At 71.2% G+C, this 12,943-nt stretch carries 16 protein-coding genes; 3 read left to right on the top strand and 13 right to left on the bottom strand.

Going from position 1 to position 12,943, the window contains the following annotated elements; translation table 11 throughout:
• The 5 genes from NRP21_RS09595 to NRP21_RS09575 all read right to left on the bottom strand — a co-directional run bounded on the left by NRP21_RS09595 (nt 1) and on the right by NRP21_RS09575 (nt 3,842).
• Nucleotides 1–1,149, bottom strand: coding sequence for a DegT/DnrJ/EryC1/StrS family aminotransferase (locus NRP21_RS09595; protein WP_257715972.1), 1,149 nt, complete (start codon nt 1,147–1,149; stop codon nt 1–3).
• A 10-nt stretch (nt 1,150–1,159) separates the two neighbouring features.
• A complete protein-coding gene (locus tag NRP21_RS09590) occupies nt 1,160–2,161 on the bottom strand; it encodes an NAD-dependent epimerase/dehydratase family protein (RefSeq protein ID WP_257715971.1) in 1,002 nt (333 codons plus the stop codon).
• Nucleotides 2,162–2,258: 97 nt separating this feature from the next.
• Nucleotides 2,259–3,188, bottom strand: coding sequence for a potassium channel family protein (locus NRP21_RS09585; protein WP_257715970.1), 930 nt, complete (start codon nt 3,186–3,188; stop codon nt 2,259–2,261).
• Between the two features lie 24 nt (nt 3,189–3,212).
• Nucleotides 3,213–3,563 (bottom strand): RidA family protein, encoded by a 351-nt coding sequence (locus tag NRP21_RS09580; protein ID WP_257715969.1) that lies wholly within the window; start codon nt 3,561–3,563, stop codon nt 3,213–3,215.
• Nucleotides 3,564–3,623: 60 nt separating this feature from the next.
• Nucleotides 3,624–3,842, bottom strand: coding sequence for a helicase RepA family protein (locus tag NRP21_RS09575; RefSeq protein WP_257715968.1), 219 nt, complete (start codon nt 3,840–3,842; stop codon nt 3,624–3,626).
• Between the two features lie 111 nt (nt 3,843–3,953).
• On the opposite strand from NRP21_RS09575, the gene NRP21_RS09570 reads away from it, so the two are divergent.
• The gene (locus tag NRP21_RS09570) at nt 3,954–4,550 is read left to right on the top strand and encodes a YqhA family protein (protein ID WP_257715967.1); all 597 of its coding nucleotides are present in this window, start codon (nt 3,954–3,956) and stop codon (nt 4,548–4,550) included.
• Between the two features lie 4 nt (nt 4,551–4,554).
• Here NRP21_RS09570 and NRP21_RS09565 read toward each other — a convergent pair whose 3' ends face one another.
• Genes NRP21_RS09565 through NRP21_RS09555 form a run of 3 tightly spaced genes read right to left on the bottom strand, consistent with a single transcriptional unit; the run spans nt 4,555 to nt 6,279 of the window.
• Nucleotides 4,555–5,424, bottom strand: a complete 870-nt coding sequence (locus NRP21_RS09565) for a metal ABC transporter permease (RefSeq protein WP_257715966.1) — start codon at nt 5,422–5,424, stop codon at nt 4,555–4,557.
• Nucleotides 5,425–5,428: 4 nt separating this feature from the next.
• Complete coding sequence (locus NRP21_RS09560) at nt 5,429–6,157, bottom strand: metal ABC transporter ATP-binding protein (protein WP_257715965.1); 729 nt, start codon at nt 6,155–6,157, stop codon at nt 5,429–5,431.
• Nucleotides 6,154–6,279 (bottom strand): hypothetical protein, encoded by a 126-nt coding sequence (locus NRP21_RS09555; RefSeq protein WP_257715964.1) that lies wholly within the window; start codon nt 6,277–6,279, stop codon nt 6,154–6,156. The genes NRP21_RS09560 and NRP21_RS09555 overlap by 4 nt, the downstream gene beginning before the upstream one ends.
• Before the next feature lie 47 nt (nt 6,280–6,326).
• Between NRP21_RS09555 and NRP21_RS09550 the strand changes: the two genes are divergently transcribed.
• Nucleotides 6,327–7,670 carry a DUF445 domain-containing protein gene (locus tag NRP21_RS09550; protein ID WP_257715963.1) on the top strand — a complete coding sequence of 448 codons (1,344 nt, stop codon included), beginning with the start codon at nt 6,327–6,329 and terminating at the stop codon, nt 7,668–7,670.
• Between the two features lie 19 nt (nt 7,671–7,689).
• On the opposite strand, the gene mscL is transcribed toward NRP21_RS09550, so the two are convergent.
• On the bottom strand, nt 7,690–8,154 hold the full coding sequence (gene mscL / locus NRP21_RS09545; protein WP_257715962.1) for a large conductance mechanosensitive channel protein MscL: 465 nt from the start codon (nt 8,152–8,154) through the stop codon (nt 7,690–7,692).
• 3 nt (nt 8,155–8,157) lie between these two features.
• The gene (locus NRP21_RS09540) at nt 8,158–9,432 is read right to left on the bottom strand and encodes a TAXI family TRAP transporter solute-binding subunit (RefSeq protein WP_257715961.1); all 1,275 of its coding nucleotides are present in this window, start codon (nt 9,430–9,432) and stop codon (nt 8,158–8,160) included.
• A gap of 144 nt (nt 9,433–9,576) precedes the next feature.
• Between NRP21_RS09540 and NRP21_RS09535 the strand changes: the two genes are divergently transcribed.
• Nucleotides 9,577–9,942, top strand: coding sequence for a hypothetical protein (locus NRP21_RS09535; protein ID WP_257715960.1), 366 nt, complete (start codon nt 9,577–9,579; stop codon nt 9,940–9,942).
• A gap of 45 nt (nt 9,943–9,987) precedes the next feature.
• Here NRP21_RS09535 and NRP21_RS09530 read toward each other — a convergent pair whose 3' ends face one another.
• The 3 genes from NRP21_RS09530 to NRP21_RS09520 are packed head-to-tail and all read right to left on the bottom strand — an operon-like array spanning nt 9,988 to nt 12,823.
• Nucleotides 9,988–11,289: a TRAP transporter large permease gene (locus tag NRP21_RS09530; RefSeq protein WP_257715959.1), complete on the bottom strand. Its 1,302-nt coding sequence runs from the start codon at nt 11,287–11,289 to the stop codon at nt 9,988–9,990.
• A 3-nt stretch (nt 11,290–11,292) separates the two neighbouring features.
• The gene (locus NRP21_RS09525) at nt 11,293–11,829 is read right to left on the bottom strand and encodes a TRAP transporter small permease (protein WP_257715958.1); all 537 of its coding nucleotides are present in this window, start codon (nt 11,827–11,829) and stop codon (nt 11,293–11,295) included.
• Between the two features lie 10 nt (nt 11,830–11,839).
• Complete coding sequence (locus NRP21_RS09520) at nt 11,840–12,823, bottom strand: TRAP transporter substrate-binding protein (RefSeq protein WP_257715957.1); 984 nt, start codon at nt 12,821–12,823, stop codon at nt 11,840–11,842.
• Between the last annotated feature and the right edge of the window lie 120 nt (nt 12,824–12,943).

Here is a 12,943-nt window from a genome sequence, read left to right as displayed (position 1 = left end):
TCAGAGGCCCCGCAGCGCCGCGCAGACCTTCTCGAGCTGCCCATCGGTCATCTCGGGGAAGACCGGCAGGCTCATCACCTCCGTCGCAGCGCGGGAGGTCTCGGCGCAGCCGGCCGGGCCCATCGCGATCCGCCCGGCATAGGCGCCCTGCTCGTGCACGGGCACGGGGTAGTGGATGGCGGTCGCCACGCCCTGGGCCCGCAGCCGCGCCATGACTGCGTCGCGCTCCGGCACGCGCAGCACGTACTGATGGAAGACGTGCTCGGTCCCGGGCGCGCGGTAGGGGGCGGCGCAGGGTCCATTCGCCAGCGCCTCGTCGTACGCGGCGGCAATGGCCTGCCGGCGGGCGTTGTTCGCGTCCAGCACCGTCAGCCGGACGCGCAGGATGGCGGCCTGCACCTCGTCCAGCCGGGTGTTCACGCCTGGCTCGTCGGAGATGTAGCGCGTGTGCCAGCCGTACTGCCGGATGGCGCCCATGCGCTTCGCCAGCTGCGCGTCCGGCGTCGCGGTGATGCCGGCGTCGCCCAGCGCGCCGAGATTCTTCGTGGGGTAGAGGCTGAAGGCCGCGGCATCGCCGATCGTGCCGATCATGCGGCCGTTGAGGCGCGCGCCATGCGCCTGCGCGCAGTCCTCGATCACCGCCACGCCCGCGCCGCGGCAGGTCTCCAGGATCGCGTCGAGGTCGCAGGGGTGGCCGTAGATGTGCACGGGGATGACGGCACGGATCGGCGGCAGGCCGGGCGGCGGGGCGGCGAGCACCGCCTTCAGCTCCGCCATGTCCATGCAGAAAGTCCGGGGATCGATATCGATCAGCACCGGCGTCGCGCCCACCATCTCGATCGCCGCGACCGTCGCGACGGCGGTGTGGGACACGGTGGCCACCGCGCAGCCCGGCCCGATACCCAGGCCGCGCAGGATCAGCGCGATGGCGTCCGTGCCGTTCGCGCAGCCCACCGCCTGCATGGCGGGCGCCTCACCCCCTGCGGAGAGCCAGGCCGCGTATTCCGCCTCGAAGGCGGCGCCCTCCTGCCCCAGGATGTACCAACCGCTGGAGAGCACCCGCGCCACGGCGGCGTCGATCTCCTCCTTCTGTGCGCGGTAGGCGGCGCCGAGGTCGGCCTGGGGAACGATGATGTCCTGTGCGTTCATGGGGCGCTCCTCAGCTGGCGTCGGAGAGATAGGCGGGAAGGCGCGGGCGGAACCAGTCCACGGTGCGCCGCAGCCCTTCGGCCAGGGGCACGCGCGGGGCCCAGCCCGTCAGGGCACGGAAGGCGCGGTCGTCGGCATGGTAGGAGCCGATGTCGATGGAAGCGCGCTCGGCCGGGAACTCGCGCAGCGCGTAGCGCCCCTCCCCCGCGGCGGCCACCATGGCATCGCCCAGGGCCTGCAGGCTGATCGGGGCGTCTCCGCCGATGTTGAAGGCACGCCCGGCGGCCGCCTCCGGGCGGCTCTCCAGGGCCTCGGCGGCGCCGATGAAGGCCGCGACCACGTCGTCCACGTAGGAGAAGTCGCGGAGCTGCGCACCGCCCCAGACCTCGAAGGGCTGGCCCTCCAGCACCCGCCGGACCCAAATGCCGAGGAAGGTCTGGCGCGCGTCCATCACTCGCATCCGCGGGCCGTAGCAGTTCGTCAGCCGCAGCGCGGCCACGGGGCGGCCGTGCACGCGGGTCTCCAGCAGCCAGTACTGCTCGGCGGCGAACTTGGACACGCCGTTGGCGTCCGGCGGCGCGATCGGGTGGCTCTCCGGCACGGGCAGCGTCTGCGGGCGCCCGTAGAACTGCCGGGTGGAGGCGTGCACCACCCGCGCGCGGGGCGCCCCGCGCCGCAGCGCCGCGATCAGCCGGAGCTGGGCGTGCCCGTTGATGGCAAGGTCGGTGAAGGGGTCCGCCTGGCTGCCGGCATGGCTGGTCTGGCCGGCCATGTTGAACAGCACGTCCACGCCCTCGGACAGCCCGTCCAGCTCGGCGTCGCGCAGGTCGCCCTCCACAAGCCGGGCGCCGCTGCCCTCCAGGTTGGCGCGCCGCGCGCCGGTGCCGGGCAGCAGCGCGTCCAGCGCCACCACCTCGGCCCCCGCCGCGCCCAGCGCATGGCACAGCGCCGAGCCCAGGAAGCCCGCGCCCCCCGTGACAAGCACGCGCCTGCCGCGCCAACTCCCTTCCATGCCCCACCTCCGTCACGCCGCACCGCCGGCACCTAGCGAGGGGCGGCGGCGAAACGGGGACGCAATTGCGGCGGCGGACGGGCGGCTGTCCAGCCCCCTACCCGTCCTTTCCCTCCCCGCCCTCCTCGCCCGAGAGGCGGTTCCGGGTGATCTCGTAGAAGCCGAAGAGCAGGAGGATCTGCCCTGCCAGCACCTCCACGGCGGCGAGGAGCCGGGCGCCGTCGTCGGTCGGCCAGATATCGCCGTAGCCCACGGTGGAGATGGTCACGATGCTGAAGTGCAGAGCGTCCCGGAAGCCGAGCTTGATCGGGCCCTCCGGCCCCGCGAAGAGCGGGTGCCGGGAAAGGCCCTCCGCCACGCGGTAGAAGCAGGCGAAGACTATGGTGATGAGGGAGAAGAGCGCGGCATAGGCGGCGATGGGCACCACCAGGGCCGTGGCCCGGCCGCTCAGCGCGTCCAGCAGTTGGGCCATGTCCACCAGCAGCCGCACCAATTCCCGGACCGCGCGGGCGGTCAGCCAGCCGATCACCGCCGCGCCGCCGACCATCGCCACGTCCTGCCATGCCGGACCCAGCCGGTTCGCCGGCAGCGACAGGCTGGCCACACCGACCAGGGCCAGCAGCAGCAGCACCCGCCCGATCCGGCGGAGGTGCAGCTCGTCCGGTGTCTCCCCTTCCTCCACGATCCGGCGCAACCGGTCCCGCCGACGGATCACCGCGAGCAGGAAGGCCACCACGGGCAGCAGGAAGGCCACCGCCACCGCGACGTCCGAGGCCTGCGGGAAGGCGGAGCGGCCGATGACCGTGAAGAGCGCGGCGTAGGTCGCGAAGCCGATCCCGGCGCCGAGGGCGAAGTCCAGGCCGCGCGGGAAGAGGCGAAACAGCACCCCGAAGCCCAGCCCCGCCGCCACGAGCACGGTGAGGGAGAACGGGGCGCCGCCATCCCCCACCCCTGCCGCGACGAGTACGGCCAGCCCCATCGTGGCGAGGAAGGGGCGCCGCCAGCTGCCCTCGGCCGCGATCCTCACGCCCCGGCTTTCACGCGGGATCCGTCACGGCGCGCGGGCGATGCCGGTGATCTCCACTTTCCAGGCGGGGTTCACCAGCGGGGCCTGGATCGTCATGCGCGCGGGCTTGGCCGAGCGGTCCAGCCAGGCATCCCAAGCGCGGTTCATGGCCGGGGCATCGGCGATGTCGGCCAGGATGATCTGGATCTGCAGCAAGGCGCGCTTATCCGTGCCGGCCTCGGCCAGCAGGGCGTCGATCTGGCGGAGGATGTCGGCCGTCTGCCTCTCCGCGTCCAGCGTGGCGTCATCCGCCACCTGCCCGGCGAGGAAGATGAAGCCGCCGGAGACCACCGCGCCGCTCAGGCGCTCCTCCTCGGCCAGTCGGCGGATGTCCATGCGAATCTCCTCGGTCATGCGGCCGGCAGGGTGGCACGGGGCGCCCCGGCGGCAAGGCCGTCAGACAAGCGGCGAGTCCTCGACGCTGCTCTCGTCCCGGTAGCCCACCCGAACGCCATCGGCGGGCTGGCGATCGATCTGCGGGGCCACCCCGTGGCGGGTTCCCACGGCCCGAGCGGCCTGGACCACCTCGTCCTTGTCGCCCTCCCCGCAGAGGATCACCACCGTTCCGCGCGCCTGCGCCGCCCGCTCCAGCCTGTCGTCCCACTTCGTCGCCATGGTTCCTTCCCGCGCGCAACAAGGATGGGAACGCGGCCGGGGCCCACGCGATGCCGGGGGATCGCCGGCTTGTTCATTGCGCGGCCGGGGGCGGCGTGCCAGCACCGCGCCATGGGCGACTTGCTGAACCGCATCATCCTGGCAAGCCGCTTCGTGCTGGCCGCCTTCTACATCGGCCTGATGGTCGCACTGGCCGCCTATGCCGTCGCCTTCCTCAAGAAGGTGTGGGATTTCGCGACCAAGGTCCTCGTCTCCGAGGATCACGACAATCTGCTCGCGATCCTCTACCTGCTCGACTCCGCGCTGGTGGCGGCGCTGATCGTCACCGTCGCCCTCTCCTCCTGGGACACGCTCGTCTCGCGCCTGAAGCACGAGGCGGAGCAGGAGAACATGAGCTGGGTGGCGAAGGTCGATCCGGGGAACCTGAAGATCAAGCTCGCCACGGCGCTTGTGGCGATCTCCGGGATCAACCTTCTCCAGCTCTTCCTGGAGATCAAGCAGACCGAGGACCGCGTCCTCTGGTGGGCCGTCGCCATCCACGGCGCCTTCCTGCTCGGGGTCATCGCCCTGGCGATCGCCGACCGGTTGGAGGGAACGCCGGAGGGCAAGCCGCGCGCGGAGGTGCCGACGGGCCAGAAGGACGGCGCCTTGCCCGGCCAGCCCCGGCGGACGGAGACGGGCCCGGACCAGGAGGCGGCGCGGGCCTGAGAGCCTAGCCGGCGAGGTGGCGGCGCCGCAGCGACCGGGCCAGCACCCCGTCCACCGGCCCCGCCAGCACGGAGGCCGCCCAGACCGCGCCCGCGGAGAGAACCACCGCCGGCCCCGTCGGCACGTCCAGGTGGTAGGACACGAGTATGCCCGCGGCCGAGGCCAGGATCGCGATACCGGAGGACGCGTAGGCCATTCCCCCCACGCTGCGCGCCCAGTGCCGGGCGGCGACGGCGGGCAGCATCATGAGCCCCACCGCCATCATCGTGCCCAGGGCCTGGAAGGCGGCCAGCACGTTCAGCACCACCAGCGCCATGAAGAGCAGGTGCCAAGCCCCGCCTCGCGCGCCCTCTGCCGCCGCGAAGGAGGGGTCGAAGCACTCCAGCACCAGCGGCCGCCAGGCGAGGGAAAGGGCCAGCAGCGTCAGCGTGGCCACCCCCGCCATCATGAGCAGCGCCGGGTCGTCCACGCCCAGCACGCTGCCGAAAAGGAGATGGGTCAGCTCCACCGAACCCGCCGAGGCCGAGACCATGGTCACGCCGAGTGCCAGCGCGACGAGGTAGAGGGCGGCCAGGGCGGAATCCTCACGCCCGCCGGTGGCGCGGGAGATGGCGCCCGCGCCGAGCGTGACCAGCAGCCCCGCCACCAGCCCGCCGACCGACATGGCCGTGACGGAAAGCCCCGCCAGGATGAATCCCGCCGCCACGCCGGGCAGGATGCCGTGCGCCAGCACGTCCGCCGTCAGGCTCATCCGCCGGAGCACGAGAAATACCCCCAACGGCGGCGCCGCCACCGAGAGGGCGAGGCAGCCCACCAGGGCACGGCGCAGGAAGCCGAACTCCGCGAAGGGCCCGATCAGCAGGTCGTAGAGCAAGAGGTCAGGCCGCTCGGCCGCAGGCCGCGGCCGCCTCGTCCCAGCCCTCGGACATCATCCGGGCGCGCAAGCGGTTGGAAGCCGCCAAAGCTTCCTCCGTGCCGCACCAGGCCACGGGATCGCGGGCCAGCAGCAGCGTCTCCGGGAACTCGCGCCGCACCAGCTCCAGGTCGTGCAGCACGGCGACCACGGTGCGGCCCTGGCCGTGCCATTCCCGCACCAGCCGAAGCAGGTCGGCCGCGGTACGGGCGTCCACAGCGTTGAAGGGCTCGTCCAGCAGAATCACCGGCGCGTCCTGCACCAGCAGCCGGGCGAAGAGCAGGCGCTGGAACTGCCCAGCGGAGAGGCTGCCCACCGGACGTCGCGCGAGGCCGCCAAGCCCCACCGCCTCCAGCGCCGCTTCGGCCTGCGCCCGCCCGGCCGGGGCGATGGCCCCGAAGGCACCGCAGCGCCGCCAATGCCCGAGCATCGCCACATCCAGGCAGGAGATCGGGAAGCTCCGGTCCAGGGCGGTCATCTGCGGCAGAAGGGCGATGCGGGCGGGCCGCTCGATCCGCCCCTCGTCCACAGGGTGCAGCCCGGCGATGGCGCGCAGAAGGGTCGTCTTCCCCGCCCCGTTCGGCCCGACGATCGCCGTCAGGCTGCCCGGCGCGAACTCGCCGGAGATGTGGTGCACCGCCGGGTGCCGGTCATGCGACAGCGTGACGTCGCGGAGCCGGATCGCCTCGCTCATGCCGAAACCGCCCAGAGAACGGCCCCCCATAGGAGGGCCGAGACGAGCACGGCCCAGCCCAGCCGCGGCAGGGCGCCGGCCGAGAGGGCCAGGGGATCGGCAAGAGTGGGCAGGGTTCGCATCGTGTTACGACATAACATACCCTTCGGCCACGAAGGCTTCAACGACCATGCCCTGGAGAAGCTGCGCGCCAGTCGCCACTCTCCCCGACACGATGGACATGTCGCCCCCGCCTGCCCCGCCCCGCCTCTCCTCAGACGAAACCGATCTCCGAGCCCGGCTCAACCGCCACAAGACCCTGGCCACCGGCCTGCTGGCCGGGATGGCGGGGGTGACCCTCGGCTCCTACGCCCTGCCGCCGGGCTACTGGACAGACCTGCTCCAGGCTTCGGCCAAGGCCGGGCTGGTGGGAGGGCTGGCGGATTGGTTCGCCGTCACGGCCCTGTTCCGCCGCCCGCTGGGCCTGCCCATCCCGCACACTGCCATCATCCCCACCCAGAAGGCGCGGCTGGGCCAGGGGCTCGGCCGCTTCGTGGCTAACCACGTGCTGACGGAGGCGGAGGTGCGCCGCGTGGCCGGGCGGATCGACGCCCCCGCCCTGCTCCGCCGCTTCCTGTCGGACCCGGAGCAGGTGCGCCCGGCGGCCGAGGCCGTGGCCGCCTCCCTCCCCCGGATCCTCCGCAGCCTCGAGGACGGGCGCGCGCGCCGGCTGCTGCTGCGGCTGCTGCCTCGCATGGTCTCCGGCCCCGCCGCCGCCCGGCTGACGGCCCGCGCCCTGCGCCTGCTGGTCCAGGGCGGGCGGCACCAGGAGGTGTTCGGCCTCGCCCTCTCTCAGATCAAGTCGCTGGTCGCGGCGAAGCAGGACAGCCTGAAGACGGCTGTCGCCGAGCGGGTGCGGGCGGAAGGCGGGGCGCTGGTGGGCTGGGTGGCTGGCGCCGCCGTGGCCCGCCGCGTCCTCTCCGCCCTCAACGCCGAGCTGGAGAAGATGGAGCCCGGCGACAGCGACCTGCGCGCCGCCTTCGACGCCTGGCTGGAGGCGGAGATCGATCGGCTGGAGAACGACCCGGCCCGTGCCGAAGCGATCGGGGCGGCCCTGCGCGGCGCGCTGGCCCATCCCGCCGTTGCCGCCTGGCTGATGGACGCCTGGGCCCGCCTGCGCGCCGCGATGGAGGCGGACGCAGCCCGGCCGGAGGGGCGGACCGTCTCCCTCATCGCCGGCACCCTCTCCAACCTCGGCGACCTCCTGGAGGCCGATTCCGCCGCCCGCGCCCGGGTAGACCGCTTCATCGAGACGACGCTGCTGACGGTGCTGCCCGCCGCCCAGGGCCGGATCTCCGGCTTCATCGCGGAGGTTGTCGCGGGCTGGGACACGGCGACGGTGGTTGACAAGATCGAGCTGCGGGTCGGGCGGGACCTGCAGTACGTGCGGATCAACGGCACGGTGGTCGGCGCGCTGGCGGGCGGCGCCATCTTCGCGCTCCTGCACGCGGTGTTTGGCCGAGTGGCCTTCTAGGCCGCGGGCGGGGCCTGGATCAGGGGGAGGCCGGACCCCGCGGTTGCCCCTCACGCGTCGCCCGAAGCTCGTCCCTGATCTCCTGCAGCAAGATCTGGTCCCGCGTCGGCCCCGTCTCCTTCTCCGGCGTGGCGTAGAGCCTGCGCACCAGGCGGACCAGCCAGAAGACCGCGAAGGCGACGATGACGAACTTGATGACGGCGTTGATGAACTGGCCGACGGCCAGCACCGCAGCGCCGGACTGCCGGGTAGCCGCAAGCGAGGGGCCGCGCTCGCCGGAGATGACGACGAAGAGGTTCGAGAAGTCGATCCCGCCCACCAGCAGGCCGATGATCGGGTTCAGCAAGTCCTCGACGAGACTGGTGACGATGGTGGTGAAGGCGGCCCCGATCACCACGCCCACGGCCAGGTCTATGACGTTGCCGCGGGCGATGAAGGTCCGGAAGTCGTCGAACCAACCGGGCTTGCGGATGGGTAGCTCCATGGTTCAGGCCTCCGCCTTCTTCTCGCGCACGAAGGCGATGTGCCGGCGCAGCTCGTAGATCTTCTCGGCGTAGCTGTCCGGAAGCTTCAGCTTCTCCGCCTCCTTGTCCAGCGCATCCAGCTTCGCGGCGGTCTGCATGGAGAGCCCCTTCTCGCTGGCCTCCTCCACCTTCCGCACCTTGTCGTAGATGGCCCAGAGCTGGCGATCCATCTGCCAGGAGTAGATGGAGGGCGCGATGCGGATCAGCGGCAGCAGCAGGGTCACCAGCGGGATCAGCAGAACCCAGAGCCGGTCCACCGTGACCGCGAGCCAGAACGGCAGGTAGCTCTGCAGGAAGCTCGGGCCCCGCTCGTAGTAGCGCTGCGCGTCCTCCTGCAGCGGCACCTCGTGGTTCAGGCCCGAGGGGAAGCGGCCCTCCGCCGAGAAAAGGGTGCGGCCCTTATGCGTGTCGCGCAGGATCTGCATCATCAGTGCGGCGACCTGGGGGTTGAGGTCGTCCCGTGCCAGCAGCGAGGCGGCAGGGGCCATCATCGTCACGTCGCCGCGCGGCAAGTCCTCCTGCAGGCTCAGCCCGGCATTGGGCAGGCGCGCGGGGTTGAGATAGGGCAGGTTCGCGGCGTAGGCGTCCGCGCGGCTGGCGAAATTCAGCAGGGTCACGCCAGGCGTCCGCATCAGCTTGTTGATCGCGTCGTTCGGCCTGGCAGAAACGAAGACCGCAGCCTGCACCTGGCCGGAGGCGAGCGCCTCCGCGGCCTCGTTGCCCGCCAGCGGGTCGGCCTGAATGGCGTCCGCGCCCAGCCCGTTCGCCGCCAGCAGAGCGAGGGCGAGAATGCGGGTCCCGCTTCCCTCCGGCCCGATCGCCACGCGCTGGCCGCGCAACGCCTGCACGGGGCTGCCACCGCCCTGCTGGGCACGGATGAAGAACCAGGCTGGCTCGAAGAAGACCTGGCCGAGAGAGACAAGGCGATCCCCCCCCACCGCCGGCGCGACGCCGCCCTGCACGAGGGCGAGGTCCACCTTCCCTTCCCGCAGCAGCCGGACATTGTCGGCCGAGCCCTGCGTCGCCACCCGCTCCACCTTGAACTTTTCGGCCTCCAGCCCCTTCGCATAAGCGTCCACGGTCTGCGTGTAGACGCTCTGCGGATTGGACGAGACGGCGAAGCGCACTGTCTCGGGCGGTGCTGGAGAAACGAAGCGCCAAGCCACCGCGAGCCCGGCCACGGTGATGATGATGACCAGCCCCCAGCTGCGGAGAAAGGCTTTGATCGATTCCCACATGCCTGCCGCAACGACAGGACCCGGCAGGGGTTGCCGCCCCGCGCCGGTGCCCGGAAACCCTTTGCCTGGAAGCCACGTTGCGTTGCCGATCCGCCACGGCGGCCAGCCCGGCCGGACAGCGGCATCAGCACCCAGGAGACATTTATGTCCCGCAAGTTTGCGCTTCTCGCCGCCGCCTGCGCCTTCAGCGCGATCATCGGCGCCGCCCCCGGCGCCTTCGCCCAGGCCCAGAGCGACATGATCCCGCCCGGCGCCCCGCTGCCGGGCGGCTCCACCGCCGCGCCGCCGATGAGCAGCGGCGCCGTCTCCCCGGCCGGCCGCACCGCCGTGGGCGGCTCCGCCGGCTACTCCTCCGGTGCGGCGGTGCGCCCGATGACGCGCAGCCAGCGCCAAGCCATGCGCCAGGGCCGCCGCTCCGCCTCGCGCGCACAGGGTTCCGATGCCGCCTACATGGGCGGCGGCGCCGTGTATGAGCGCGGCGCCGACGGCACCCTGCGGCCCGTCATGTGAGTGGGATGAGGGGCGCCGCGGGACGTCGCGGCGCCCCTCTCCTTTTTAGCGGCTCAGCAGCACATCCGGCAGCCAGGTGACCGTTGCCGGCCAGACCGTGATGACGGCCACCGTCACCACGAGCATGAGGAAGAAGGGCAACGACGCCCTTGCAACCGCCGTCTGCTCCTTCCCCGTCATGGTTTGCATGACGAAGAGGTTGAAGCCCACGGGCGGGGTGATCTCCGCGATCTCCACCAGCAGCACGATGAAGATGCCGAACCACACCAGGTCAAACCCGGCCTGCTGGATCATCGGGACGACGATGGAGGTGGTGAGCACGATCATCGAGGTGCCGTCCAGCGCGGTGCCCAGCAGCACGTAAACCACCGTCAGCATGGCGATGATGCCGTAGGGGCCGAGGCCCATTCCCGCAACGGCAGCCGCCAGCGCCGCGGGAATGCCCGTCAGCGCCATCGCCTTCGTCAGGTAGGCGGCCCCAGCCAGGATGAACATGATCATGCAGGAGAGGCGGGTGGCACCCGTTAGGCTGTCCCGGAAGCTCTCCCAGGTCAGGCATCCCGTGACGGCGGCCAGCAGCAGGCTGCCCAGCACGCCGAAGGCCGCCGCTTCCGTCGCCGTCGCCCAGCCGATGAACATGGTGCCGATCACGCCGATGATGAGCAGCGCGCAGGGAATGAGCTGGGCGGACTGCCGCATCTTCTCCATGAAGGAGAGGCTCGGCTCCATCGGCGGCTGCTTCCTCGGGTTCAACACCGCCCAGACAGCGATGTAGAGGCTGAACAGCGCCATCACGATCAGCCCGGGGATGCAGCCCGCGATAAAGACCCGGACGATCGAGACCTCCGCCGCCACAGCATAGACCACCATGATGATGGAGGGCGGGATCATAATGCCGAGCGTGCCGGAGGTCGCGAGGCTGCCGATTGCCACGTCCTCGTCATAGCCGCGCCGCTTCAGCTCGGGCAGCGCGATCTTGGACACGGTGGCGCAGGTGGCGGCGGAGGAGCCGGAGACGGAGCCGAAGATGCCGCAGGCCAGGATGTTCACGTGCAGCAGCCGCCCGGGGATGCGCCGCACCCACGGCGCCAGGCCGTTGAACAGCTCCTCGGAAAGCTTCGTGCGGAACAGGATCTCGCCCATCCAGACGAACATCGGCAGCGCGGCCAGGGTCCAGGACCCTGTCGCCTCCCAGAAGGAAGTGGCGAGGTAGGTGCCGGGCTGCGGGTGCACGAAGGTCATCGCGATGAAGCCGACGAAAGCGAGGCTCATCCCGATCCAGAGGCCGCCGGCCAGGAACAGGCCCAGCAGCAGGAGCAGCAGGCCGGAGAGTTCAAGCATGCCCATGGGCTACACCTCGGCCGAGAAATCGCCGCGCGCGGCACGCTCTTCCGCCGCGATCACGTAATTGGGGCGCCTGCCGCGCAGGACGGTGACCAGCTCATCCAGCACGGCGATCAGCAGGACTGCGGCACCCGCCGGCATGGCCATCTTCGGGATCCAGAGCGGCACCGCCAGCGCGCCCTGGGCGACATCCTCGATCTCGTAGGAGAAGAGGACGTCATCCAGCATCCAGTACAGGGCGTAGCCGCAGCCGATCGCGGCGAAGATCAGCGCCCCGGTCTCGAAAGCCCGGCGCGGGCCGGGGGAGAGCCGCTCGATCAGCAGCCCCACCCGGATCAGTTCGCCGCGGCGGAAGGTGAGCGCGAGGGCGAAGAAGGTGGTGGCGACGCAGAGATAGGCGCTGATGTCGTCCGCGCCCGCGAACTGCATGCCCAGGAAGCGCAGCCCCACCTGCGCCATCATCACCACGAAGATCCCGAACAGGGACAGCGCAGCGAAGCCGGCGCTGGCCGCGTAGAGCGCGTCCAGCGCCCGCCTCAGCATCACTCTCCCCTCAGGCGCGGTAGGATTCGATCAGCTTCTTCCCGTCCTCGCCGGTCCGGGCCACCCACTCATCCGTTATGGTCCGGCTGATGGCGGCCAGCTGCTGCCTCAACGTGTCGCTCGGCTGCAGCACCTGCATGCCGCGCGCCGCCAGCGTGTCGGTCGTCTCCTTCTCCGCGTCCTTGGACATCTGCAGGCCGCGGGACTGCGCCGTGGCCGCGGCCTCCTTGATGGCGGCCTGCTGAGCCGCGGACAGCGCCTCGAAAGCGCGACGGTTCACGAAGACGGCGTTATTCGTGTAGCTGAAGCCGACGGGGGTATAGACCTTGCAGTAGTCCCAGGCCTGGGTGTCCACGCCCGTCGCCGCGCTCGTCACCATGCCCTGGATCACGCCCGTGGCGAAGGCCTGCGGCACCTCGGTGGCCTGCACCAGGGTGGGGTTCGCGCCCATCAGCGTGGCGAAGCGGTTGGTCATGGCGTTGAAGGTGCGGAAGCGCGTGCCCTTGAACACATCCAGGTTCGTCACCGGCGCGTTGCTGTAGAAGCCCCCCGGCGGCCAGGGCACGGTGTAGAGCACCATCATGCCCTGGCGCTGGAAGCGCGCTTCCAGGTAGGGCCGCGCCAGACGGGCCAGCTTCTGCACGTCGTCGTAGTTCGGCGCCAGCACGGGGATCCCGTCCACCTCGAAGAAGGCGTCCTCGTTGCCGTAGGCGGAGGTCAGGATCTCGCCCATCTGCACCTGGCCGCGCTGCACGCCGGCCTTGATCTGCGCCATGGGCAGGAGGGAGGCGTTGGTGTGCAGCTGGATCGCCACCGCGTTGTTCGTGGCCTTCGCCACGTCCTCCACGAAGGCCTTCACGTTCTTCGTGTGGAAGTTCGTGTCCTGGTAGGGGGTGGCGAACTGCCAGCGGGCCTGGGCCCGCGCGCTGCCAGCCCCGGCAAGGGCAACGGCGCCGGCCGAGCCGGCCGCGAGGAGGTTCCGTCGGGTGAACATGGGCCTGCTCCGCTGGATGAACGTTCGGTACGGACGTTCGATTCCCGTGCGCATCATCGGCACCGGCCAGAGCGGGACGCAAGGGCACTGCGGCGCCCGATCGGTGCGGCAAGGCAGGGA

Source organism: Roseomonas populi (assembly GCF_024594815.1).
Classification (GTDB): Bacteria; Pseudomonadota; Alphaproteobacteria; order Acetobacterales; family Acetobacteraceae; genus Roseomonas; species Roseomonas populi.
The sequence above is the reverse complement of the archived record's forward strand: the minus strand, read 5'-3'. Positions and strand labels throughout refer to the sequence as shown.